This window comes from Allocoleopsis franciscana PCC 7113, from assembly GCF_000317515.1.
Lineage (GTDB): Bacteria > Cyanobacteriota > Cyanobacteriia > Cyanobacteriales > Coleofasciculaceae > Allocoleopsis > Allocoleopsis franciscana.
In genome coordinates this window covers 2,386,922-2,408,640 of record NC_019738.1, presented here as the reverse complement: position 1 = coordinate 2,408,640, position 21,719 = coordinate 2,386,922, and the positions used below count along the sequence as shown (strand labels likewise).

The window sequence follows — 21,719 nt, the reverse complement described above, 5'->3', positions numbered from 1 at the left end:
GAATGTTTGAATGATTGAGCAAAAAAATTTAGATATCTTGTTTAACTGTCCTCTTTAAAGACATGGTTCAAAACTTGGGTGACCAACTCATCTCGCAACGAATAGTAGACCAATTTCCCCTCGTTTCTGTATTTCAGGAGCTTAAGGTCACGCAGCTTTCGTAGGTGATGAGATGCTGCCGATACTTGTGCATCCAATACAGTCGCGACATCACAAACACAGAGTTCTTGCCCATTGCTGAGAGCGTGAAGAATTTTTAGCCGAGATTTATCTGCCAGTGCTGCAAAGAGAGTCTCCGCCGTTTCAAGAGTCTCGTCATCAGGCAAAGAATCACGCACATGAGCGACTAAGTCTGTGTTAAAACAGCGTACTTGGCAAATATCGGCAGGTTTTGTCTTCGGCACGAATTAGGAATTTCTGAGAGACAGTTGTAGCTTAATCCTAGCAGTGTCTCTCTATGGGTAGTTTCTCACACCAATCAAGTCCGCCAAGAGTTTAAACTCTACAGCGAGTAGATCAAGTCCACTTAAGTGGACTGAATTTCTTGTGCTGCAATCTTTTAGTCCTCTTCAGAGGACTTTGGCTATGAGCAAGGGAATTAATTCCCTTGCTGACTCGCGGGTAGACGAGTGGACTAAGGGGGTAATGCCTAGACAATTAACAGAAAATTACTTGCTCGTATTGTTTAAGGTCTTCCATGAAATAACGGGCGATCGCACCTAAAGTTATACTGAAGAGACATTCTTCTCCTAACAGGAAGTTTGATGCCTACCGACGCGCAACTGAGGTGTTTGTATCGAATTGGCTACCAGTTGACATATATTCTGTTTCAGCCCATCCACCTTATTTGCATCGACGGTCGAACTCAGAATTTATATATTTTGGCAGGGCAGAACAAGGAAATCGAGTTTGAAGTTACTCCAGATGGGGAGGTGCTGTAATGAGTCAAGTGGACTACACGGCTATGTCTTACAAAGAGTTAAGGCGGTACTTTCTCAAGCATCGAGAAGATAAAGCTGCTTTTCAGGCTTATCTAGCAAGGCGTCGAGAGCGATCGCATCCAGTCATTACAAGAGTTGATGACCCAGACTTCGATAACAAGATTCAAACAGCAATCCGCCAGCAAATTGCACAGCATCGAAGTTAGCAACGCGATCGCACTCCCCACACCAACAAGCGCGACGCATCCCCTCCCTCAGCCTCTCTTCATAGCTGTTGCAACCTCCTCTTGAGACTGGAATGAACTGATACCGCCTCAGTCAATGTCGTCGGGTAAGTCGTTGATTGATAATCCAGCCTGTTCTAACAAGGCTTGTAGCCGCTTTATTTGAGAAAACGTGAACTTAATTCGCTGATGTTGACCGCGTTCGTAGCGGCTGATAGTACTAGCCGTAATGCCTAGTGCTTGCCCTAGTTCCTCCTGTGTTAACCCTATGTACTCACGAAGTTCTTTGAGAGTTGTCAATTTAGGGTTGCTATTTGAGTTTTGATGTTCTACCATCCTAACAGTTGACTGTGCGTTTCGCATAGTTATGACTAGAAAACCGACGGGGAAACGCCTATGGGAAGCCCTATACTTCCTGTTTCCCTGTCTCTCTATGGGTAGTTTCTCATACGAAGCAAGTTGTGTCGGATGTGTAGCGGCACAGGAGGTGATGCGCGAGACGATATAGCTGGAAGCCCAACCCCGCCCTGAAATAAATTTCGGGCTAATAGCTAAAGTCAGCTAAAGCTGACTGCATGAAGATTTCAACCCGTTTTAACGGGTTTAAGCTTTGAGCCTGAATTTTAATTCAAGGCTCTAGTGCAAGATGTGTATTTTCCAGAAATAACAGGCGATCGCATTTTTGCATTTATCGCAATTTTGCAATCCTTGCAGATCGCCCTTTCCTAAAAACGTTACCCAAATCATACCAATGAAACACTCCGAATGGCTTCGCCTCCAAACTGAGGGCGACAGGGTTGTTGCGTCTTTACGCGCCGATGGCTTCAACTGCCGCAAACAGCCGCGCCGCTTGTCTTGGTATCTTTGCAAAGGCTCCGTTTCTTACACCTTGACTTGGCTACCCCCACCAGTGCGTGAATGGAGCTTGTTACCGAATGATGAGACACCAGAGAGAGCGCAACTTTTAGCTCAAATTTCTTCTATTTTGGAGCATCGGGGCTGCGGTCGAATAGCAGAACAATCCCCAGATTCGACGCAACGCTTCTGGAATCAAAAGAATTATCCCTGGACACTGGTTAGGTTGTTGCCGAATGCTCAACACTATACGGTTGGTCGCTTCTACAGTCGCATGGAAGCGGAAAATCATAAGCGCTTTCTTGGTAAGTGGATGCCTGCTACTGAGTTCGAGGTTATATTTGATTCGGATGCGGTGACTTAGTGGATAAGAGGCGATCGCACCTACTGTTCATGTCATCCAAATTTATGCGAGGCAGCAAAAAGGTGAAGGAGGCTTTGTGTGCGATCACTCTTTACTCTTTAGTATCTACAGCAGTGTCCTCACTCATTGCTACAATGCTTTCAAGGTTCCCGGATTAAGTCTACTGAGTGTCGAATAATATCTCAGAAAAGCTAATTAATTTATCGCAAGTGGTTCAGCAAATAGTTAGCCAGTAATCTACTTTATATAAAGTGAGCTTGTGTAATGAGTGTACCCATTTTTATTAGTTACCGAAGAGCAGACAGTGCTGCCGAGGCTGGACGTTTGCACAGTACGATTTCTCGGGAGCTAGGCGAAGAGGTTGTATTTATGGATACATCCTCTATTGAGATTGGAACACAATGGTCAGAGGAATTGGAGGAAGCTCTACAAGCTGCTCAAATTGTCATCGTGGTTATAGGTCCAGACTGGCTCCGGATTAGTGATGAGTATGGGCTGCGCCGTATAGATCAAGACAATGATTGGGTTCGTCGGGAGATTGAGTTTACCCTTCGCAATGGTAAAAAATTGTTACCGTTGTTGGTTAGAGGTGCCAAAATACCTCCTTCTGATAAGTTGCCTGCCTCAATTAGTGCCTTAACTGAGAGGCAGGCAGTAGAGATTCGCGATGCCTATTGGGCTCATGATATTAAGCTTGTTCTTGAACAACTAAAGTTAGTTATTAACAAACCTAAAAATAATGAAAGTTCCCTCACAAGAAACAAGTCTTTAGGAGTGTACCCAACTCCTCCTCCAGAAAAACCCGATCCAATTACTGAGGAGAAACTCCAGATTGCTCTGAAGGGCAATCTATCAAGTTGGAAAAAAGTTATTAATCAAAACCCTGACGATCCAACCAAAGTCCGTACTGAAATTTTTCGGCGCTATAAGTTCAAGAGTTTTCTTGATGCAGTCGGATTCATGAATCAGGTTGCAGCTGGATGCGAAATTGCACTACACCATCCTCGATGGGAAAATATTTGGAAAACAGTTGATGTTTACCTATCAACTTGGGACATTGAGCATCAAATATCTGATCGAGATATCCAGCTAGCAAAATATTTTGATAAAGCTTTTTCCGACTTCCCTGGAGCAGACCTAGAAGTAGACTGAGAGGACTAGACACTGTGTAGTACCTGCTAAAACTTCCCTGCTGAAGCGTTGCAACCAATGTTCTAGACTGAGATAGCAAGAATCCAGTAAGAGAAAGGGAACATACGATGCGACTGTCTAATATGCTTTTCGTCACCCTGCGGGAAGACCCAGCAGAAGCGGAAATCCCCAGTCACAAACTACTACTCCGCGCAGGCTACATACGTCGCATCGGTAGCGGGATTTACGCCTATCTCCCCTTAATGTGGCGCGTCCTGCAAAAAGTCTCCCAAATTGTGCGCGAGGAGATGAATGCCACAGGTGCTCAAGAATGTCTCCTACCCCAGTTGCAACCCTCAGAATTGTGGAAAGAGTCCGGACGTTGGGATACCTACACCAAAGCCGAAGGCATCATGTTCGCCTTCCCAGATCGGCAAGAGCGAGAAGTGGCACTCGGCCCCACCCATGAAGAGGTAATCACGACCATTGCTCGTGACATGATTCGCTCCTACCGCCAACTCCCGGTGCACCTGTACCAAATTCAAACCAAATTCCGGGATGAAATTCGCCCTCGCTTCGGACTCATGCGCGGTCGCGAGTTCATCATGAAAGACGGCTACTCCTTCCATACCGATGAAGAGAGCCTGAAAAAGACCTATCAGGATATGTACCAAGCGTACAGCAACATGCTGCGCCGCTCTGGTCTGAAGTTCAGACCCGTAGAAGCAGACTCCGGGGCAATTGGCGGTTCGGGTTCCACCGAGTTCATGATATTGGCAGAAGCGGGAGAAGATGAGGTTCTCTACACCGAAGATGGTCAGTACTCTGCCAACGTAGAAAAAGCAGTATCCTTGCCACCCGATGCCGAACCCTCACCCTTCACCAGCTACGAAAAACGCGAAACCCCCAACACCCCAACCATTGACTCCCTGAGTGAATTCCTGAAATGCTCACCCACCCAAATCGTCAAAAACGTCCTCTACCAAGCCATCTATGACAATGGTATGACGGTACTCGTGCTAGTGAGCATCCGAGGCGACCAAGATGTTAACGAGGTGAAGCTAAATAATGAGCTGGTGAAGCTGGCAGAGCAGTACAATGCCAAAACCCTCCTCTCGCTAACAGTACCCGATGCGACTGCTCAACAAAAATGGGCATCTAAACCGCTACCCTTGGGCTACATTGCCCCAGATATCGCAGACGATTACATCAATTCGACCCCCCCTAACCCCCCCTTAGTAAGGGGGGGAACAGGAAGCGGGGAAGTTGCGCCCTCAGTAACGGGGGGAACAGAAGCAAGTCCCCAGTCCGGAACCTCCCCCCTTGACAAGGGGGGGCAGGGGGGGGTCATCCCTCAGTTTTTGCGGTTGGTGGATAAGACAGCCGTCGATCTAAAAAACTTCGTCACAGGTTCCAACGAGTCAGGTTATCACGTCGTTGGGGCGAACTGGGGCGAACAATTCCAGTTACCTAAAATAGAGGTCGATGTACGTAAGGCAAAAATAGGCGATCGCGCCATCCACAACCCCAGCCAAACGCTCCAAAGCGCACGCGGCATCGAAGCTGGACACATCTTCCAATTAGGAACGAAATACTCTAAAGCGATGGGTGCCACCTACACCAGCGAATCCGGCGAAGAATGTCCCCTATATATGGGATGTTACGGTGTCGGCGTGTCGCGTCTAGCTCAGGCAGCCGTCGAGCAGTCTTATGACAAAGATGGCATCATCTGGCCTGTGATGATTGCACCTTATCACGTCATCATCTGCGTTCCCAATGTGGGAGATATCGAGCAAATGGCAGCGGCAGAGAAACTCTACGCCGAACTGAACAAAGCAGGGATTGAAACTCTCCTCGATGACCGCAACGAACGGGCAGGTGTTAAGTTCAAAGATGCCGACTTAATCGGAATTCCCTACCGAATAGTAACCGGGCGATCGCTCAAAGACGGTAAATTAGAAGTTGTCGAACGAGCCACCAAAAAATCCCAGGATATTCCCCTGGATAAAGTGGTATCAACCTTAAAAGACTGGATTAACGCTGCCTTGCAATAACTAACACTGAGTTATTTTGAGTTGTGTTCAATTGTAGTCGGTTGGGTAGAGCGGCAGCGAAACCCAACTTTTGCCTGTTTATTTCGTTTAGCTTTCGTTATGAAATGGCGACTTATCTTCAAATCTATCTTTGACAAAATATTCCTCATTGGAACAGTTTTGCTAACCTTACTTTCTCTGACTGGGTATTTTGGACTATTTAATAGGCACCTAGAACTAACTTCTCATTTCAAACTGCAATATTTAATCGTTAGCTTTTGTCCCTTCTTTTTCTTTTTGTTCACACGCCATAGCTTAGGATTAGGTTTAAGTTTATTCTGTCTCCTCATTAACCTATATGATATTGCGCCTTGGTATTTTCCTCAGTCATTTGGTAGTGCCAATAATATCCAGGGACAAAAAATCAGAATTTTACAGTCCAATGTTGATAAATATCATAATAACTATGCTAAAGTCATTTCTCTAGTGAGGGAAGAAAAGCCTGATATTGCAGTTTTCCTGGAAGTCGGCAAGACGGGAGCCAAAAAATTAGAAGTTTTACAAGATATTCTTCCCTACTCCATAGCTCACCAAGATGAGGAGATAGATGGGACAGCCCTCTATAGCAAGCTACCTCTGGAAAACAAAGCCGTTAAGTCCTTAGGAAAGGGTAGAAGAAGTGTCTTGGCGGATGTCACCATTCAAGGAAACATGATTTCACTTGTCGCTTCCCATCCCTCTATGGCAACTGGAAAGGCTTTTTTTGAGGAAAGAAACAGCCAACTGGATGCCATTGCCGTTCAGGTTACAAATAAAAAAAATTCTTTGGTGGTTGGAGATTTGAATGTAACAATGTGGTCTCCCTATTATAAGCGCTTTGTCAGTAAAGCAGGACTACGCAATGCACGAAGGGGTTTTGGCATTTTACCCACATGGCCGACTTACTATCCACTATTATCTATTCCTATCGATCATTGTTTAGTCGGTGAAGATATTAAAGTCTTAAAGATTCGCACGGGTCGTAAAGTTGGTTCCGACCATTTGCCTTTAATCACAGATTTGTTGATTCCTGCAAAATCAACTTAAACTTAATAGAACATGGAATTTATTACGATTCTCCTCTCTAGCTTGCTCGCCCTTGTTTCCCCCATTGGGCTTATAACAGATAAAATTATTGCCAATAATCTCCGCTCCCGATTGAATAAGGTGGAGCAATTGCAAGTTCGTGTGGACAACGCACCTAGTTACCAATTAGTACAGGGTAAAGTGGAGCGAGTGCGGATTGCAGGTCGAGGATTATGGCTCACTCCGGATATTCGCATTGGGGCCTTGGAAATAGAAACAGACCCTCTGAATGTTGACTTACAGCGTCTCAGGCAGGGGGGTCAGAGGTCGCCCAAGGCGGCGCTACGCCAACCGGCACAAGCAGGGGTACGTTTTGCTCTTACCGAGGCAGATATCAACAAGGCTTTGCAGTCACCCGCTATTATGGCTCGCTTGCGAGTTCTGGGTAGTCGCTTTTTGGGAGGTTCCCCAGAGGCTTATGAGGTTCTCAATCCCCGGATGGATTTTTTGGGCAACAACCGCATCCGCTTTCAGGTCGAGTTGCGCCAAAAAGATGCCGCCACAACGGCGCTGATGGTGGAGTCGGGACTGAGTTTTACTGCCGGACACAGCTTAAAACTCACGGAACCCGCCGTTACTCTCAACGGACAATCGCTCTCACCTATTTTAATTGCAGGGTTCTCTGAGGGCATCGGTAGACGATTCGATCTCCGCACCTTGGAAGAGGCAGGGATTACGGCACGAGTCTTACAATTGAAGATAGATACGGATGAGTTAGGAGTAGCAGCATTTGTCCGAGTTGATGCCTCAAACCCGTCGTCTGCATCTATCACAGGGGGGCGTCGTCCATAATTTATCGTGTTCAGGTGTCTTATGTAAAACCTCTGTACACCCATGTTCTCTAATTTTCATGGAGGTTTCTTGATATGCAAGACCAACACAATCACAATGCTCGTCGCATTCCTATCGGTTTGATTGCTAGTGTTTCTGCGGCATTAGTCACAGCAGGTGCAGGTGCAACTTGGTGGGTGTGGAATTCAAATCAGTCGTCCCAAACACCACCCCAGACAACAACGCAAGCACCAACCACATCTCAACCCAGTAATCCTACCCTGCCCTCACCGCAACCTGTTCAGCCCACTGCTGAGGAAACCGTTAAGATTTATTGGGTCAATAATGTCAATAACAAAATAGAGGTAGTTCCCAGTTCGGTTACCTTAAAGAAAACCGATAAACCCAGTGACATCTTAGAGGGGGCATTTGAAAGCTTATTAGCCGGGCCAGTTAATCAGGCTTTTAGCACAACCATTCCTCAGGGAACGAAACTCAAGAATGTCTCTTTGCAAGCTGACGGCGTTCATGTCGATTTGTCCGAGGAATTTACCGAGGGTGGCGGTAGTGCCTCAATGACAGGTCGGGTAGCGCAGGTGATCTACACAGCCAGCAGTTTAGATCCAGCCGCTAAGGTTTGGATTTCTGTGGAAGGGAAGCCCCTTGAAGTTCTAGGGGGTGAGGGGTTAATGCTGGATCAGCCGATGACTCGCCAAAGCTTTGAGCAAAACTTTAATTTATAAATTTATCAGGCTTCTCCAATCGCGAATTTCTATTTTCCACACAGGGAAGTCCATGTTACTCCTTATTGGTAAGACTGAAGTCCCGGAAATGACGGGCTTGCTGCTCAATTCGTGTGGCGAGGCGATCGCAAACCAAATTACAAAGCTCAAAAATTAATTCATCTTCTACTTTGTAGTAAGCCGATGTTCCTTCAGATCGACGACTGAGGATACCGGCTTGCAGCATCACCTTGAGGTGCTTGGATACATTCGCCTGACTCGTGGCTGTTGCCTCTACTAGCTCTTGTACACATTTTTCGCCTTCACGAAGCAAATTTAAAATTCGCAGTCGCATTGGCTCACTCAAGATACTAAAATATTCAGCAACTTGTTGTACTACTTCTTGTGGTACAGTGTTCGCTGTGGGCATCCCTACAATCCCGAACTAAGTGATCCCCAAATTTTACCAGCTATCGTTAGTCTATTGATAACAATGGAGTAATCTTCAAGGAATCCTTTCAGAAATCGAGTCAGAAAGCCCACGCTCTCGAAGATTAAGGGGTTAACCCGGATTAATCCGCATCAATGGCTGGTCGTACTCCACGGGTTCTCCATTCTGCACCAAAAGTTCCATCACCTGTCCGGAGACTTCGGCTTCAATTTCATTCATCAGCTTCATCGCTTCGATGATGCAAATGGTTTGCCCCGTGCGGATGCGATCGCCCACTTCCACAAAAGGCGGTTCATCTGGAGCTGGGGAACGGTAAAATGTCCCCACCATAGGGGATTTAACTTCTATCCATTTGGGGTCTACGGTTGGAGTCGCCGCCACAGGGGGAGGTGGTGCCGCCTCGGCGGTGGTACTTGCCGGGGAAGGAGTCAATGGCGTCGGCAGGGTTGCCGCTGGGGTAGATGTACTGACCAATCCCGAAATGGTGTTGCCGCCAGAACTACTCAGATCTGGGGCAACACTCGTCGCCATGGGAATGCCTTTACGCACTGTCAGTTCAAAGTCAGCACTTTTTAAGGTCAATTCCGCAATATCGGTTTGAGCGATCGCAGTGAGCAATTCGCGAAGTTGATTAAAATCTAATGTCACAACTAAATCAGGAACTAGGGGCGAGAAACAGCTTGAAGGTTGAAGGTGAGAGGATTGAAGGTTAAAAGGTTGTATGGCACAGCATAAGCCCTTTCGGAGCATGTGCTCAAGCGTCGCGTCGGGAAAGAAGGTTAAAGGTTATCTTTATTAACAGCCAACTTGCAACGGGTCATACACTCAACCCCAAGACTTGCCAACATTCAACCCACCCCGATGCTTCTTGCCTGGTCAAAACCGATTATTCGCGACCCAAGTAGGAGTCGTTACGGGTGTCGATTTTAATCCGTTCACCGATCGAAATAAACAGAGGAACCATGACCTGAGCACCCGTTGAAACGATCGCGGGTTTCGTCCCACCGGTGGCGGTATCGCCTTTGACACCGGGGTCGGTATCCACAACTTCCAACACGACCGAGTTGGGAAGTTCTACTTCAAGAACTTGCTCACCCCAAGTTACAACATTAACCTCCATCCCTTCACTCAGATACTTGACACGTTCGCCAATTTGTGATGAGTTCAGGCGGCTTTCCTCATAGGTTTCCATATCCATGAAGACAAACTGGTCAGCTTCTTTGTAGGTATGCTGCATTGTGCGCTTTTCCAAATTAGCTTGGGGTACCGTTTCCCCAGCGCGGAAGGTTTTCTCAACAACACTTCCACTTTGCACGTTTTTCAGTTTTGTACGCACAAAGGCGGAACCCTTTCCAGGCTTGACGTGGAGAAACTCCACCACCCGCCATACAGACCCATCTAACTCAATCGTGACACCAGGGCGAAAGTCGTTACTAGAAATCATGAACCTGTTTCAAAGGGCACAACAAGACGCTCGATAGATTCGCGACTGCTTGGCTATCGGCACTTTATTTTACCTCTGTTGCGACCATCAAAGTTAGAGGTGGGAAAGTTGCAAGGCTCAAGGTTAAAAAACGCGGTTTCATTGAGAATCTACCGACTGGCTCACCCTGCTCAGCTTCAACCTGCAATCGTCTCAGGTGTAACCCTTCATGGCAAGATGAAAAATAAAGTTCTTTCATGCTGTGGATAAGCCTCAAACCGAATGGTGCGAAGTCTTCAGTGATATAGCTATGCGATTTTCAAAAATTCTCAAGCTTGATTGGTACAAACGCTTGACAAAGACCAGCCTCCTAGCGCTGCTCTTAGTTACGCTCTCCCTCGGTTTGTCTGGGGCTTGGTGGGATGGGGGCAACAGCCAACCCGCCCGCGAAAGCCGATTACCTGTGGGAAATGCGATCACAGATGGCAAAGCTTTATTGCGATATTCCCTACCGATTGATAATCAGTTTGTGCGGGATATTCAAGCCAGTCTTGAAGATATTTCCACACAATTACGGGCTAAGCGCTGGAGTCCGGTCGGTAGAGATATTACCAAAGCGGCGACAATTTTAAGCGATCGCACCGAGAAACTTCTCGCCGACATCCCGATTGAGAAACAACCCCAAGCCGAAGCTTTGATTGCTCAAATGAATCAAGGCATTACCTCAATCCGAGAAGCGGTTGAAGCGAAAGATAAAGAAACGATCTTGAGCCTACGGCGTCAAATCCTCGATCAAGTGGGTGAACTCGAAGAGTTGATGATGGGGGAATTTCCCTTCGAGGTACCCTCAGAGTACAGTCACCTGCCTCAGCTCAAAGGCCGCGCTACTGTAGAAATGACCACCAACAAAGGGAACTTAACGGTCGTGCTTGATGGTTACAGTGCCCCAGTCACGGCGGGTAACTTTGTGGACTTGGTGGAGCGAGGGTTTTATAACGGACTGGAGTTTATCCGCGCCGAAGACTTCTACGTGTTGCAAGTTGGCGATCCACCAGGAAAAGAAGAGGGTTTTGTTGACCCCGCAACAGGTGAATACCGAGCCATTCCCCTAGAAGTCCTCGTTAGAGGAGACTCCGAGCCAGTCTATGGCATTACCTTAGAAGACGCGGGTCGTTACCGGGATCAGCCTGTGCTGCCCTTCTCAGCTTACGGTACCGTAGCCATGGCGCGTCCAGGAGATGACCCAAATGGTGGCTCATCTCAGTTCTTCTTCTTCTTGTTTGAACCGGAATTAACCCCAGCCGGTCTCAACCTTCTGGATGGACGTTATTCCGTCTTTGGTTATCTCGTCGAGGGCAAGGAGGTACTCGAAAAGCTGAAAGAGGGCGATGTCATCCAATCCGCTAAAGTTGTGAAGGGAGCGGAGAATTTAGTCACGCCCCAAGTCGCGGAGGCTTCATCTGGGCAAGAACAAGCGCTGACAAAGCCGGATGAAATTGAATCCGCTAAAGTGGTTGAAGAGGCTGAGAATGTAGTCGATTCGCAAGTTACTGAGGCTATAGCCGAAAAAGAAGCGGTAATCACTCCTAATTCTCAACCCACGATACTTGACACCCCAACCTCGTAGTTGATCGATTCTCAATGCCAATTGTTGACCTCCTACTCGTGATTACGCTCGTCATTCTGGCGGGCGTATTTCTGCGTGTTGGCCCACTCAATCGCCAGCAGCAGTTGGAAACGGCGTTCAATCGCCAGCAGTTGGATGATGCCTTCTATCAGCTACTCGAAGAACAAAGCAGTTGTATTTCTCTGATTCAGCTAACGGCAGCATCGAGGGTAGATGTGGAGCAAGTGCGGAAGTATTTAGATCGTCAGGTGAAGATGTTTGGAGCGGTTCCTGAAGTGGATGCCGACGGGGACACCTTCTATCGCTTCCCTAAGATTCAGGGGCGTCCTCGTGCTGACAAATCGGCATGAGTAGTGAATTGTCCTCCCTACTCGTTCGAGATATTGGGGAACAGGGACTGCTAGAGCGCTTGCAGCGATTTTGTCCTCAAGATATCGTGGGCGATGATGCTGCCGTCCTTCCATTTCCAAATTCGGGGCAATCGTTGGTCGTGACAACGGATGTTTTGGTGGATGGGGTACATTTTAGCGATCGCACCACCAGTCCAGAAGATGTCGGTTGGCGTGCTGCTGCCGCCAATTTATCTGATTTAGCCGCAATGGGAGCCTCTCCTTTAGGTATCACGGTGGGTTTAAATGTTACTGGTGATACCTCAGTGAGTTGGGTGGAGGGAGTGTACCAGGGTTTAAGTGATTGCTTGCAGCAATACAATACACAGATTGTTGGCGGTGATGTGGTACGCTCACCCATTGTCAGTCTCGCGATAACGGCTTTTGGTCAAGTCTCCCCTTCCCGGATTATTCGTCGCAATGCTGCTAACGTTGGGGATGCAATTATTGTGACAGGTGTTCATGGTGCCTCGCGAGCAGGGTTAGAATTATTACTTAACCCAGACTTCGGGAAACATTTGCAGAATGATGAGCGATCGCATTTAATCCAAGCTCACCAACGCCCTAAACCCAGACTTGATGTCCTACCTACTCTGGGGAAAATTTTAGATTCTCCATTACCCATTACCCTAGCTGGAATGGATAGTAGCGATGGGTTAGCCGATGCAGTCTTACAAATTTGCCGTGCCAGTGGCGTAGGTGCAGAACTTGAACGAACCCAGATTCTCTTCCCACTCGTCTTGCATCAGTTCGTGACTCCAGATCAAGCCATGAACTGGGCATTATATGGCGGTGAAGACTTTGAACTCGTGCTGTGCTTGCCTCCAGAACCGGCTAAAACCTTGGTGGAACAACTAGGTGAAGGATCAGCCGTGATTGGCACGATTACGACGGGGAAAGAGGTTTGGTTAAGAGACAGGGCTGACACTTTTGCTGATGAACGGTTGACGCTTAATCGGGGATTTCAGCATTTTTGAGATTGGGTATTTATCGCTTCCGTTTACACAGCCATTATTAATTTTTTTCCTCTTTCCCCTCTCTCCCTCTCAACTTGAACGATGAGTACCTAAAAGGAAGTGATATTACTGCCTCGGTTCCTGAAAAATGAATAGACACTCATCTTTTTGTGAATAAGTATGACAAAAATGAGGGAAACCCAATCGGTTACCCTCATCCAGATTCAAACAACAGTAAATTTAGACTTGGATTTGGGCTGGTTAGATGTCGGTGTGCTTGCGCTAAAACTCCCCCTCTAAAATCCCAAATCGATTGACTAACTCTGCCAGTTCTTCGCCATGTGCTCAGCCAAATCTACAACGCGCTGAGAATAACCCCACTCGTTGTCATACCAAGCAACAACTTTGACCATATCGCCACCCATGACCATTGTCAGACTGGCATCCACAATCGAAGAAGCATCATTACCCTTATAGTCTGAGGAAACGAGGGGCAGGTCACTGTATTCTAAAACGCCCTTGAGTTCGCCTTGGGCGGCAGCTCTGAGAACGTCATTCACCTGCTCAGCGATGGTGCTTTTCTCGACTTGAACCACCAAATCGACCACGGACACATTCGGGGTTGGTACTCGCAAGGCAATACCATTCAACTTACCTTTCAGTTCGGGTAGAACCAAACCCACGGCTTTTGCTGCACCGGTCGTGGTTGGCACGATGTTCATCGCTGCCGCCCTTGCCCTGCGAACATCCCGGTGGCTGGCATCCAGAAGACGCTGATCCCCGGTGTAGCTGTGGGTCGTAGTCATCGTCCCTTTAATGATGCCAAAGTGTTCATGAAGCACCTTGGCAAAAGGAGCTAGACAGTTAGTGGTACAGCTAGCATTACTCACAATATTGTGCTTGCTGTCGTCATAGTCGTTATGATTAACGCCCACCACAAAGGTAGCAACGTCTGGCCCTTTACCAGGAGCCGTAATCAGCACCTTTTTGGCTCCGGCTGCAATATGCTTGGAAGCTCCGTCTTTGTCAATAAAGACACCCGTCGATTCGATGACTAAATCAATTCCCCAATCGGCCCAGGGCAAGTTCAGCGGATTGCGATCGGATACACACTTAATGGTTTTACCGTTAAGGATGATGGAGTTATCATCAGCGCTGACATCAGCATCCAATGTCCCCAGCATGGTGTCATATCTCAGCAGGTGGGCGTTGGTTCTGGGGTCAGAAGTATCGTTAATGCCCACTAAGTCTATCTGACTGTTTTCTCTGGTCAGCCAGCATCGCGCGAAGTTGCGGCCGATGCGCCCGAACCCATTGATCGCTACTCTAATCACTGCGTCTTGCCCTCTGTCTTCAACTAAGTAAATACTTTTTTAATATTCCCGATCATATCGCAAAGGCTGAGTATTTCTAACAGGTAATTTAGTTAAAGATGTTGAGAAGGGGAAATGGACAAGCAAAAGCGGCAGAGTACGAGAGCCTGAGAGCCGGAAAGCAGGAGATCGAATGCATTTTTCCCAATCTTTGCCCAGCAATGATGGATCAAGTGTTACTACCTTGGCTCACCTTCCCCTCCCCCCTCCGGAGTGTGTGCAACGCTCAATCCCTAATTTTCTACGTAGAGGTTGTGGGTCGTAATATAAGCTCGGACTCCTTCAGGCACCCAGTCGCGAAGGGAGTGACCTTGAGAGCAGTACTGACGAATCAGGCTGGAGGAGATACTCATGGGTGGCATGTGTAGCATCTGCCAGCGAATGAGGATATTTTGAGATTTTAGCTGCTCAGCTACTTGTTGACACAGCCAGCTTGATTGGGGATCGATTCCCTGGGAATAGCTGGTACGGGTCGAGACTACACCATCAGTCGAAGTCATCGCTAGAGTGCGGGGTGCCACTAACCAATCACAGGCTGGAATTAGTCGTTCACGGCAGTACCATCGTGGTAAAGTCTGGAAGGCGTCTAGACCGACAATCCAGAACCACTGGCGGTTAGGATATGTATCTTGAAGGTCAGCTAAAGTATCGATCGCATAATCCGGTTCAGTATGATTGGCTTGCCTCGGATCGAGGACAAACGCTGGGTTTTGGGCGATCGCGATTTCCACCATTAACCGACGATGCTTATAGCATCGCCCGTGTTTATGGGGAGGACGGTGAACGGGTACCCAAATCACCCTTTCCACCTCTAGCTGGCTCAAGGCTGTCTCGGCAATCATCAGGTGTCCCCAGTGAACGGGATCGAATGTGCCGCCCAAAATGGCTATTCGTTCCATACCCAACTCAGCACAGATTAGACCTAACTCAAGGTTAGGATTAATAGCTGGAGAATGATGGGATCTGTGGGATTTGTACCTTATTGGTCTCCTGTACAGCCCCTGATAACTCTAGTCGGAGAATGTTGAGTTGACCCCTAAAAAGTGCCTGGTTGCCTGGTGCTTGCCACCTCTAATCAGGTTAGGGGTTCTAGGGGAAGAGGGGAGGGTACAGGGGTTCCGGAGCCAGTCGAGTCAGACAGACGCAAACTCGCCCCTCTGTCTTAGGAATGTCATTCCTAGATTTAAGTTTCCGGATCAGGATTTAGCTTATATGTTTAATAATAAAAACCGTCTAGGGATAGAAAAATATAACTGACCAGTAACACAATCTATCATAAGTAGACCTATAGCGAGAAACTTCAGATAAATCTCTTGTTCGCTATATCTTGAAAAATCAATTCTTGATATGATAGCGCGTGTTATTGGCACAGTAGGCTTGTGTGGTGTGGTGTGTAAGGAGTCAAGATGCCGAATAATGTTGATTTTAGCGGGAAGCCATTTCATTTCATCGGGATTGGTGGAATTGGAATGTCAGCCCTTGCCTACGTTCTAGCAAAGCGTCAACTCCCAGTATCTGGGTCAGACATTCGTTCGACGCATATTACTCAACGTTTGCAAGCGGTCGGTGCTCATCTTTTTAGAAAGCAAGATGCGACTAACTTGGAATTTTTCCGAACAGGAAGCGAGTCCATCTATGAAGTATTACCGACGGCGATTGGTATGAGTACGAATGTGGGAATTGCCTGTGAACCCTCAAAACCGAACTCGCTCTTACCGACAGAAAAAGTTCCTTTAGACTTGCCCCAAGTCATCTGTTCAACGGCGATTAATCCATTCAATTCTGAGTATCAGGCCGCTTTAGAACGAGGCTATCCAATTTTTCATCGCTCAGACTTACTGGCGGCTTTGATTCAAGATTACCAAAGCATTGCAGTTGCAGGAACTCATGGCAAAACGACAACAAGTAGTTTGATTGGTTATCTGCTCATGCAAGCGGGTCTCGATCCAACGATTGTTGTAGGGGGTGAGGTCGATGCATGGGAGGGTAATGCACGATTAGGGGAGAGTCCTTATCTCGTTGCCGAAGCGGATGAATCGGATGGGTCTTTAGCCAAGCTTTCTCCCAAAATTGGTGTCATTACCAATATTGAGTTGGATCATCCAGACCACTATGAGTCACTCGAAGAGGTGATTGGCATCTTCGAGACGTTTGCTCAACACTGCCAAACGTTAATCGGGTGTATTGATTGTGAGACGGTGAGGTCGCGTGTCAAACTCACCAAAAGCTATAGCCTGCGAAGAGATGTCGGTGCTGACTACAGCGTCGATAATGTGAGATATCAACCGTTTGGGACTACAGCCTGTGTGTGGGAAGGCGATCAGGTTTTGGGTGAGTTACATCTGAAGCTGCTGGGTAAACACAATCTCAGCAACGCCTTAGCCGCCGTGGCCGTAGGGCGATATCTGGGTTTAGAGTTTAACGTGATTGCGGAAGCGATCGCTACCTTTGAAGGAGCCAAGCGCCGTTTTGAGCTGCGGGGCAAATGCAATGGCATCTCGTTTGTTGATGACTATGCCCATCACCCCAGTGAAATTGAGGCCACACTTTCTGCCGCCCGCTTGCGGGGAGGCGAAACTCTAGGATTACCGTCCGAGCAACAACGCATTGTGGCAATTTTTCAGCCCCATCGCTACACCCGCACCTTGACATTCTTGCCAGAATTTGCTAAAGCATTCGACAATGCTGACATTGTGGTGATTACCGATATTTATAGTGCTGGCGAACCCAACTTAGGACAAATAACAGGCCAGCGGGTTCGAGATGAAATCTGTGCTGCGAAGCAGCATTCAGCGAACGGGGCTGGTCACGAGAGTAAGAGGGTGTATTACCAACCCACTCTAGAGTCAGTCACTGAATTTCTGACCCAAACCCTCCAACCCGGAGACCTTGCCCTGTTTTTGGGAGCGGGCAATCTGAATCAAATTATTCCCCAGGTGATGGAATTTTATCAAACGGCTGACAGCGATAGCTCCAAAGAGTTGAGCCAGAAAGCCTGAGTTTAATGGAGGAACTATCGGCCTGGGGGGTCTCGGACTGGGAAACCGAACCCCAAATCCCGCTCCTAACCCCCAATCCCAAAAACCAAGCCAATTGCTTAATCCTCAATCCACACTCAATTAAACCCAGAACAATACCGTTGGTCTCAACTCCATTGCCCAAGACCCATTGGCATTCTTTTCACGCGTATTAATATGACTCTGTCCCACGATCCCCCCCGTGTTAATAGCACACTCACCCAAAAGAAAATAGTTTATAACGAGTCGCTGCTGTACCTGCCCGGAACCGATTGCCCGCTCCGCTCACAAGCCTCTTTAGCCAGCCTGACCTCATTTCGAGTCGGAGGTCCAGCCGAGTGGTACGTTGCTCCCCAACGCCTAGAAGATCTACAAGCGAGCTTTGAGTGGGGGCACTCTCAAGGATTACCCCTAACCCTCTTGGGGGCGGGTTCCAATTTATTAATCAGCGATCGCGGCTTGCCCGGTTTAGTGATCTGTACTCGCCATTTACGCCACACCCAGTTCGACGAGGAAACAGGGACAGTGACCGCTGGTGCGGGTGAACCCATTGCTCGTCTAGCATGGCAAGCCGCAGAACGTGGTTGGGAAGGCTTAGAGTGGGCAGTGGGAATTCCTGGCACCGTCGGCGGCGCAGTGGTTATGAATGCAGGCGCTCACAAAAGCTGCACGGCAGATATATTGGTCAATGTCCAAACTCTTTCACCCACGGGATTCATGGAGGAGCTAACCCCCCAAGACTTGGGCTTTCAGTACCGCACCTCTAACTTACAAGGCGGCGATCGCTTAGTCGTTGAGGCAACCTTTCAGTTGAAACCGGGCGCTGATCCAGTCCAGGTTCGAGCCGCGACATCTCAACATTTAGAGCAACGACGACGCTCTCAGCCCTATCACTTACCTAGCTGCGGGAGCGTGTTTCGCAATCCAGATACTCGTCCGGCGGCTTGGTTAATTGAACAACTAGGCCTAAAAGGCTACACCATTGGTCGTGCTCAAGTCGCGGAGCGCCATGCCAACTTTATCCTTAATTGCGGCGGTGCCCAAGCCAGCGATATCTTCCAAATCATCCGTCATATTCAACAGCAAGTAGAACAGCATTGGTCTGTGTGGTTAGAGCCAGAGGTAAAAATTTTAGGCGAGTTTCAACCTGCCTAAAGCTGTCGCAAGGACACGAGTAGTACTAAGATTAAGACTACTGTAGGCAGCTTTTGCTGCTGAGTTGTCTTTCCTCCCACCCCTGGAAGGAGTGGGTTCCCAGACTTCCCGGAGATTTTTATGACAAAAGGACAAGGATTTGGCTTCGGTTTAGGCAAGATGAAAGAGCTTGCCGAGGCGTTCAAAAAAGCCCAAGAGGTTCAACAAGGTGCCAAACAGCTTCAGGAAGAATTGGAGCAGATGGAGATTGAGGGTTCATCAGAAGATGGTACCGTCAAGGTCGTTCTGAGCGGCAACCAAGAGCCGATAAGAGTCACCATTTCTCCTGATGCTATGGCTCAGGGCGCAGAAGCCCTTTCTGAACTTGTGACAATAGCAATGAGAGATGCCTACGATAAGTCCACCGCGACGATGCGCGAACGCATGGAAGAACTTACCAGTGGGCTAAATCTTCCAGGAATGTAGTTGCTCTCCCGTAGGGGCTGGGAAAGGATGAAGTGTGAAGTGTGAAGGGTATTAGCGCCGCGCTGGAGTTTATAGGAGGACATCGCCTCGTATAAAAATTCCCTTCCTCATCCTTCCTTATCATTCCCAATCCCCCTTTTTTTGGGAGGAGCAAGTTGTAGCTTGGGGACAGTTGCGATCGCCTGATACAATTGCTCTGCTAGCAGAGCATTCCCTTCCTCCGTCAAGTGAACAGCGTCATAAAACGCTCGACTGGGAAAGTTTTCGTAAAGATGGTAAAAGTTTAGGGTTTTGACATTTTGGGGAAACGCATCCTGTAGTTTCTGTGTAGCTTTCTCCAACTGGGCATAGCCTGTTTGTACCCGTTGTTTATAGATAGCCCCCAATTCATTTAAAAGCTTCTGCTCATTGGGAGATAGCTGGCTGGTGCCGCGACCTGTAATTTCTGGCTGAACAGCAATTACTAAAGGAATGTTTGCCCCTGTTGTCAACTTGACCATTTGCTTGTGGAATTGGTGGTAGCGTGCCACACGACCCTGTAGTTCTGTCGGGTCAGCAGCAAGATGTTGTTCTAAGGGCGCGGTCTTTTCCGCCACCACCAAACTGAGCTGACTAAGCGATGGCTGCGGACGCAACAGCCAGTATTGTATGGCTTTCACTAAATAAGTGTCGGTAATCCAATTGCTCAAGTTCGCAGTGAGGTAAGCCCAGAAGTGTCCTGGTGCGTTGTTCAAAAAGCCGTCAATTTCGGGAATATCCGTTTGAGCTTTATGACTTGGTAGCATCAGGTCAGTATATCCATCCAAAACAATTACAGCATCTGGGCTGTAGGGCAAAATTTGCAGGGCTAGTTGAGCGAGTTGATTTCCAGAGGCATAGCCCGGTACAGCCGCATTAATTACTCGATACTGACCCTCTCGCAGCTTCAGTGGTAAAGTCAGTGCTTTCTCTAGTTCCGGTTTATAGACGGGTAACGGTATCGGTCGGTACTTTTCTGGAGAACGCCTCTGCTGCGCCACCCGTTCATTTAGACGGATTTCCAGCTTGTTGGCGATGGTGGCTTGGTTACTGGCACTCCATTGACCGAAAGCAGTAGAGCCACCTAAAAGAAAAATTCGGATTTCGTCTTTGGGTTTTTTCAACGGAACCGGGTTATCGTCGCGGAAACCCTGCTCATTAATCTGCCAGAAACTATTCTTTTGGTTGCCGACTAATTTGTAGCCCCCAGCGAGACTTCGTTGGGCGGCAAGGCGTCCACGATCCGGTAAACCGTCGTAGGGCTTTTTTTCTTGACTCAGAAACTGGAGATAGTAAGCGGTGACATTAGCCGGTTGACCTTCATAAGCTGCCAATTCAGCGCTTTTACCCGTAACACCGACAAAAAGCCGTACCGACAATTCCAGGAGAATTAAAGCTAGAGGGATAGCTAAGAGGATGAGTGGGAGTGGCAACGAACGACGGGGCTTTCGATAGGAGCGGCGGCGCGACTTGAACATTCAATACTTTCCTTAAATTACCCTGAAATCAGGCAGCATCCTTTTACATTTAGGGTAACCAGTTGACGATTGTCGTAAAGACAGTGCCAATGGTTGAGCTTGAGTTGGGCTATCCGGTCTCAAGAGGAACGACGGCAGCATGGGACAGTTTCGTTGCTAAACTTAACACTGGTACAGCGAGAAGCCTACGCGGAGTAGGACAGGTATCGATAACTGTTCCCAACACAAACGTGCGAGATTCTCATTGTCTAACAATTAGTCGTTGTTCTAACGGCACAAAAAGCTAAGTATTATACCTATGCCCTGCCAACTACTCTTTGTCTGCCTTGGTAATATCTGCCGTTCTCCATCCGCCGAGAACATTATGAATCACCTGATTGAACAAGCGGGTCTGGGTGAGAGCATTATCTGTGATTCGGCTGGGACTGGTGGTTATCATATTGGTGCTCCTCCCGATCGACGCATGACAACCGCCGCTCTTCGTCGGGGGATAAAGCTTAAGGGACAAGCACGGCAGTTTCAAAAATCGGATTTTGAAACCTTCGACCTGATTTTAGCGATGGATCGGGAGAATTATCGAGATATTCTCTCCCTCGACCCAACAGGAAAGTATCGGGATAAAGTACAACTGATGTGTGATTTTGCTAACCATCACCGTGAGCGAGAAGTCCCTGATCCCTATTACGGCGGACCGGAAGGATTTGATCAGGTAATCGATTTGTTGCTAGATGCCTGTGAAGGCTTATTACAACATGTTGTTAAAACCTACAATTTGACCGCATAGCCTGACGGAATCACCTTAATGTTTAGTCTTCTATTCCTTACTGTTCGACTTAGCGGTTGACGAAAGAACCCCTGCATCCCGTTGGATGAGCAGAGTTTTAGGTAAAACCGCAATGAATTTGCCATTAGCCTCTACCTCTGTCCAACAATCGCGTTCTATTGAGCCACAGTCATCCATCAAATGATATTGAGATAAACAGCTATTGTTGGGTGGAGGGATTTCAATCACTTTGGCATTCAGTGAGATTTGGTATCGTTCACACATCTGGAGACAGGCGATCGCTTGATCGAGCTGGCTTTTCAATTGCAGAGTCTCCTCTCTAGCTGGCTGAGTTGTGCTAGGATTCCTCATCTGTTCAACCAGTTCGTGTCTCCATTTGGTTAACTTCTCTAGAACCTGTGTGAATTTTACATCTCT

The 21,719-nt window shown here is 47.8% G+C and carries 26 protein-coding genes; 17 read left to right on the top strand and 9 right to left on the bottom strand.

Annotated features, from left to right (window positions below):
- Positions 1–41: 41 nt before the first annotated feature.
- Positions 42–404 (bottom strand): ArsR/SmtB family transcription factor, encoded by a 363-nt coding sequence (locus tag MIC7113_RS10220; protein ID WP_015182078.1) that lies wholly within the window; start codon positions 402–404, stop codon positions 42–44.
- Positions 405–585: 181 nt separating this feature from the next.
- Between MIC7113_RS10220 and MIC7113_RS36185 the strand changes: the two genes are divergently transcribed.
- From MIC7113_RS36185 to MIC7113_RS10215, 3 genes are read left to right on the top strand one after another with little or no spacing between them, the layout of a single operon-like run.
- Positions 586–723, top strand: coding sequence for a hypothetical protein (locus MIC7113_RS36185; protein ID WP_015182077.1), 138 nt, complete (start codon positions 586–588; stop codon positions 721–723).
- 41 nt (positions 724–764) lie between these two features.
- Complete coding sequence (locus MIC7113_RS37210) at positions 765–941, top strand: DUF6888 family protein (RefSeq protein ID WP_015182076.1); 177 nt, start codon at positions 765–767, stop codon at positions 939–941.
- Positions 941–1,147, top strand: a complete 207-nt coding sequence (locus MIC7113_RS10215) for a DUF6887 family protein (RefSeq protein ID WP_015182075.1) — start codon at positions 941–943, stop codon at positions 1,145–1,147. The genes MIC7113_RS37210 and MIC7113_RS10215 overlap by 1 nt, the downstream gene beginning before the upstream one ends.
- Positions 1,148–1,255: 108 nt before the next feature.
- Here MIC7113_RS10215 and MIC7113_RS10210 read toward each other — a convergent pair whose 3' ends face one another.
- Positions 1,256–1,528, bottom strand: coding sequence for a helix-turn-helix domain-containing protein (locus tag MIC7113_RS10210; protein ID WP_226883617.1), 273 nt, complete (start codon positions 1,526–1,528; stop codon positions 1,256–1,258).
- Between the two features lie 4 nt (positions 1,529–1,532).
- Between MIC7113_RS10210 and MIC7113_RS36180 the strand changes: the two genes are divergently transcribed.
- The 7 genes from MIC7113_RS36180 (at position 1,533) to MIC7113_RS10180 (ending at position 8,187) form a co-directional block, all read left to right on the top strand.
- Entirely contained in the window at positions 1,533–1,673 is a 141-nt protein-coding gene (locus tag MIC7113_RS36180; protein ID WP_155897974.1) for a hypothetical protein, read from the top strand.
- 243 nt (positions 1,674–1,916) lie between these two features.
- A complete protein-coding gene (locus tag MIC7113_RS10205; protein WP_015182073.1) occupies positions 1,917–2,384 on the top strand; it encodes a hypothetical protein in 468 nt (155 codons plus the stop codon).
- Between the two features lie 264 nt (positions 2,385–2,648).
- A complete protein-coding gene (locus MIC7113_RS10200) occupies positions 2,649–3,536 on the top strand; it encodes a 4a-hydroxytetrahydrobiopterin dehydratase (RefSeq protein ID WP_015182072.1) in 888 nt (295 codons plus the stop codon).
- Between the two features lie 107 nt (positions 3,537–3,643).
- The gene (gene proS / locus MIC7113_RS10195; protein WP_015182071.1) at positions 3,644–5,569 is read left to right on the top strand and encodes a proline--tRNA ligase; all 1,926 of its coding nucleotides are present in this window, start codon (positions 3,644–3,646) and stop codon (positions 5,567–5,569) included.
- A gap of 99 nt (positions 5,570–5,668) precedes the next feature.
- The gene (locus MIC7113_RS38025; RefSeq protein ID WP_063822978.1) at positions 5,669–6,634 is read left to right on the top strand and encodes an endonuclease/exonuclease/phosphatase family protein; all 966 of its coding nucleotides are present in this window, start codon (positions 5,669–5,671) and stop codon (positions 6,632–6,634) included.
- A gap of 12 nt (positions 6,635–6,646) precedes the next feature.
- Positions 6,647–7,465 carry an LmeA family phospholipid-binding protein gene (locus tag MIC7113_RS10185; protein WP_015182069.1) on the top strand — a complete coding sequence of 273 codons (819 nt, stop codon included), beginning with the start codon at positions 6,647–6,649 and terminating at the stop codon, positions 7,463–7,465.
- Positions 7,466–7,539: 74 nt separating this feature from the next.
- Positions 7,540–8,187: a GerMN domain-containing protein gene (locus tag MIC7113_RS10180; RefSeq protein WP_015182068.1), complete on the top strand. Its 648-nt coding sequence runs from the start codon at positions 7,540–7,542 to the stop codon at positions 8,185–8,187.
- Positions 8,188–8,242: 55 nt separating this feature from the next.
- Here MIC7113_RS10180 and MIC7113_RS10175 read toward each other — a convergent pair whose 3' ends face one another.
- The 3 genes from MIC7113_RS10175 to efp all read right to left on the bottom strand — a co-directional run bounded on the left by MIC7113_RS10175 (position 8,243) and on the right by efp (position 10,061).
- Positions 8,243–8,596, bottom strand: a complete 354-nt coding sequence (locus MIC7113_RS10175) for an ArsR/SmtB family transcription factor (RefSeq protein ID WP_015182067.1) — start codon at positions 8,594–8,596, stop codon at positions 8,243–8,245.
- A gap of 132 nt (positions 8,597–8,728) precedes the next feature.
- On the bottom strand, positions 8,729–9,265 hold the full coding sequence (gene accB, locus MIC7113_RS10170; RefSeq protein WP_041779982.1) for an acetyl-CoA carboxylase biotin carboxyl carrier protein: 537 nt from the start codon (positions 9,263–9,265) through the stop codon (positions 8,729–8,731).
- Between the two features lie 238 nt (positions 9,266–9,503).
- The gene (gene efp / locus MIC7113_RS10165) at positions 9,504–10,061 is read right to left on the bottom strand and encodes an elongation factor P (RefSeq protein WP_015182065.1); all 558 of its coding nucleotides are present in this window, start codon (positions 10,059–10,061) and stop codon (positions 9,504–9,506) included.
- Positions 10,062–10,350: 289 nt separating this feature from the next.
- Between efp and MIC7113_RS10160 the strand changes: the two genes are divergently transcribed.
- The 3 genes from MIC7113_RS10160 to thiL are packed head-to-tail and all read left to right on the top strand — an operon-like array spanning position 10,351 to position 13,033.
- Positions 10,351–11,667, top strand: a complete 1,317-nt coding sequence (locus MIC7113_RS10160) for a peptidylprolyl isomerase (protein WP_015182064.1) — start codon at positions 10,351–10,353, stop codon at positions 11,665–11,667.
- Positions 11,668–11,681: 14 nt separating this feature from the next.
- Positions 11,682–12,017, top strand: coding sequence for a hypothetical protein (locus tag MIC7113_RS10155; RefSeq protein ID WP_015182063.1), 336 nt, complete (start codon positions 11,682–11,684; stop codon positions 12,015–12,017).
- Complete coding sequence (thiL, locus tag MIC7113_RS10150) at positions 12,014–13,033, top strand: thiamine-phosphate kinase (protein ID WP_015182062.1); 1,020 nt, start codon at positions 12,014–12,016, stop codon at positions 13,031–13,033. The genes MIC7113_RS10155 and thiL overlap by 4 nt, the downstream gene beginning before the upstream one ends.
- Before the next feature lie 296 nt (positions 13,034–13,329).
- On the opposite strand, the gene MIC7113_RS10145 is transcribed toward thiL, so the two are convergent.
- Together MIC7113_RS10145 and nadD are read right to left on the bottom strand one after the other, a co-directional pair.
- Positions 13,330–14,346 carry a type I glyceraldehyde-3-phosphate dehydrogenase gene (locus MIC7113_RS10145; RefSeq protein ID WP_015182060.1) on the bottom strand — a complete coding sequence of 339 codons (1,017 nt, stop codon included), beginning with the start codon at positions 14,344–14,346 and terminating at the stop codon, positions 13,330–13,332.
- A gap of 272 nt (positions 14,347–14,618) precedes the next feature.
- On the bottom strand, positions 14,619–15,284 hold the full coding sequence (nadD, locus tag MIC7113_RS10140; RefSeq protein ID WP_015182058.1) for a nicotinate (nicotinamide) nucleotide adenylyltransferase: 666 nt from the start codon (positions 15,282–15,284) through the stop codon (positions 14,619–14,621).
- A 507-nt stretch (positions 15,285–15,791) separates the two neighbouring features.
- Between nadD and murC the strand changes: the two genes are divergently transcribed.
- The 3 genes from murC to MIC7113_RS10120 all read left to right on the top strand — a co-directional run bounded on the left by murC (position 15,792) and on the right by MIC7113_RS10120 (position 19,022).
- Positions 15,792–17,384 (top strand): UDP-N-acetylmuramate--L-alanine ligase, encoded by a 1,593-nt coding sequence (murC, locus tag MIC7113_RS10135; protein ID WP_015182057.1) that lies wholly within the window; start codon positions 15,792–15,794, stop codon positions 17,382–17,384.
- Positions 17,385–17,579: 195 nt separating this feature from the next.
- On the top strand, positions 17,580–18,557 hold the full coding sequence (gene murB / locus MIC7113_RS10125; RefSeq protein WP_015182056.1) for a UDP-N-acetylmuramate dehydrogenase: 978 nt from the start codon (positions 17,580–17,582) through the stop codon (positions 18,555–18,557).
- 120 nt (positions 18,558–18,677) lie between these two features.
- On the top strand, positions 18,678–19,022 hold the full coding sequence (locus tag MIC7113_RS10120) for a YbaB/EbfC family nucleoid-associated protein (protein ID WP_015182055.1): 345 nt from the start codon (positions 18,678–18,680) through the stop codon (positions 19,020–19,022).
- Between the two features lie 107 nt (positions 19,023–19,129).
- Here MIC7113_RS10120 and MIC7113_RS10115 read toward each other — a convergent pair whose 3' ends face one another.
- Positions 19,130–20,518 (bottom strand): lipase/acylhydrolase, encoded by a 1,389-nt coding sequence (locus MIC7113_RS10115; protein WP_015182054.1) that lies wholly within the window; start codon positions 20,516–20,518, stop codon positions 19,130–19,132.
- Positions 20,519–20,816: 298 nt separating this feature from the next.
- On the opposite strand from MIC7113_RS10115, the gene MIC7113_RS10110 reads away from it, so the two are divergent.
- On the top strand, positions 20,817–21,302 hold the full coding sequence (locus MIC7113_RS10110) for a low molecular weight protein-tyrosine-phosphatase (protein WP_015182053.1): 486 nt from the start codon (positions 20,817–20,819) through the stop codon (positions 21,300–21,302).
- A gap of 30 nt (positions 21,303–21,332) precedes the next feature.
- Here the strand turns inward: MIC7113_RS10110 and MIC7113_RS10105 are convergent, their stop codons facing one another.
- Positions 21,333–21,653, bottom strand: coding sequence for a hypothetical protein (locus MIC7113_RS10105; protein ID WP_216596375.1), 321 nt, complete (start codon positions 21,651–21,653; stop codon positions 21,333–21,335).
- Between the last annotated feature and the right edge of the window lie 66 nt (positions 21,654–21,719).

Coding starts and splice junctions, on each gene's coding strand:
- murB (WP_015182056.1), top strand. CDS start 17,580: ATGACTCTGTCCCACGATCCCCCCCGTGTTAATAGCACACTCACCCAA.
- MIC7113_RS10110 (WP_015182053.1), top strand. CDS start 20,817: ATGCCCTGCCAACTACTCTTTGTCTGCCTTGGTAATATCTGCCGTTCT.
- thiL (WP_015182062.1), top strand. CDS start 12,014: ATGAGTAGTGAATTGTCCTCCCTACTCGTTCGAGATATTGGGGAACAG.
- murC (WP_015182057.1), top strand. CDS start 15,792: ATGCCGAATAATGTTGATTTTAGCGGGAAGCCATTTCATTTCATCGGG.
- MIC7113_RS10160 (WP_015182064.1), top strand. CDS start 10,351: ATGCGATTTTCAAAAATTCTCAAGCTTGATTGGTACAAACGCTTGACA.
- MIC7113_RS36180 (WP_155897974.1), top strand. CDS start 1,533: ATGACTAGAAAACCGACGGGGAAACGCCTATGGGAAGCCCTATACTTC.
- MIC7113_RS38025 (WP_063822978.1), top strand. CDS start 5,669: ATGAAATGGCGACTTATCTTCAAATCTATCTTTGACAAAATATTCCTC.
- MIC7113_RS10210 (WP_226883617.1), bottom strand. CDS start 1,528: ATGCGAAACGCACAGTCAACTGTTAGGATGGTAGAACATCAAAACTCA.
- MIC7113_RS10205 (WP_015182073.1), top strand. CDS start 1,917: ATGAAACACTCCGAATGGCTTCGCCTCCAAACTGAGGGCGACAGGGTT.
- MIC7113_RS10105 (WP_216596375.1), bottom strand. CDS start 21,653: ATGAGGAATCCTAGCACAACTCAGCCAGCTAGAGAGGAGACTCTGCAA.
- MIC7113_RS37210 (WP_015182076.1), top strand. CDS start 765: ATGCCTACCGACGCGCAACTGAGGTGTTTGTATCGAATTGGCTACCAG.
- MIC7113_RS10155 (WP_015182063.1), top strand. CDS start 11,682: ATGCCAATTGTTGACCTCCTACTCGTGATTACGCTCGTCATTCTGGCG.
- MIC7113_RS10180 (WP_015182068.1), top strand. CDS start 7,540: ATGCAAGACCAACACAATCACAATGCTCGTCGCATTCCTATCGGTTTG.
- MIC7113_RS10175 (WP_015182067.1), bottom strand. CDS start 8,596: ATGCCCACAGCGAACACTGTACCACAAGAAGTAGTACAACAAGTTGCT.
- MIC7113_RS36185 (WP_015182077.1), top strand. CDS start 586: ATGAGCAAGGGAATTAATTCCCTTGCTGACTCGCGGGTAGACGAGTGG.
- MIC7113_RS10200 (WP_015182072.1), top strand. CDS start 2,649: ATGAGTGTACCCATTTTTATTAGTTACCGAAGAGCAGACAGTGCTGCC.
- MIC7113_RS10185 (WP_015182069.1), top strand. CDS start 6,647: ATGGAATTTATTACGATTCTCCTCTCTAGCTTGCTCGCCCTTGTTTCC.
- MIC7113_RS10120 (WP_015182055.1), top strand. CDS start 18,678: ATGACAAAAGGACAAGGATTTGGCTTCGGTTTAGGCAAGATGAAAGAG.
- MIC7113_RS10115 (WP_015182054.1), bottom strand. CDS start 20,518: ATGTTCAAGTCGCGCCGCCGCTCCTATCGAAAGCCCCGTCGTTCGTTG.
- nadD (WP_015182058.1), bottom strand. CDS start 15,284: ATGGAACGAATAGCCATTTTGGGCGGCACATTCGATCCCGTTCACTGG.
- efp (WP_015182065.1), bottom strand. CDS start 10,061: ATGATTTCTAGTAACGACTTTCGCCCTGGTGTCACGATTGAGTTAGAT.
- MIC7113_RS10215 (WP_015182075.1), top strand. CDS start 941: ATGAGTCAAGTGGACTACACGGCTATGTCTTACAAAGAGTTAAGGCGG.
- proS (WP_015182071.1), top strand. CDS start 3,644: ATGCGACTGTCTAATATGCTTTTCGTCACCCTGCGGGAAGACCCAGCA.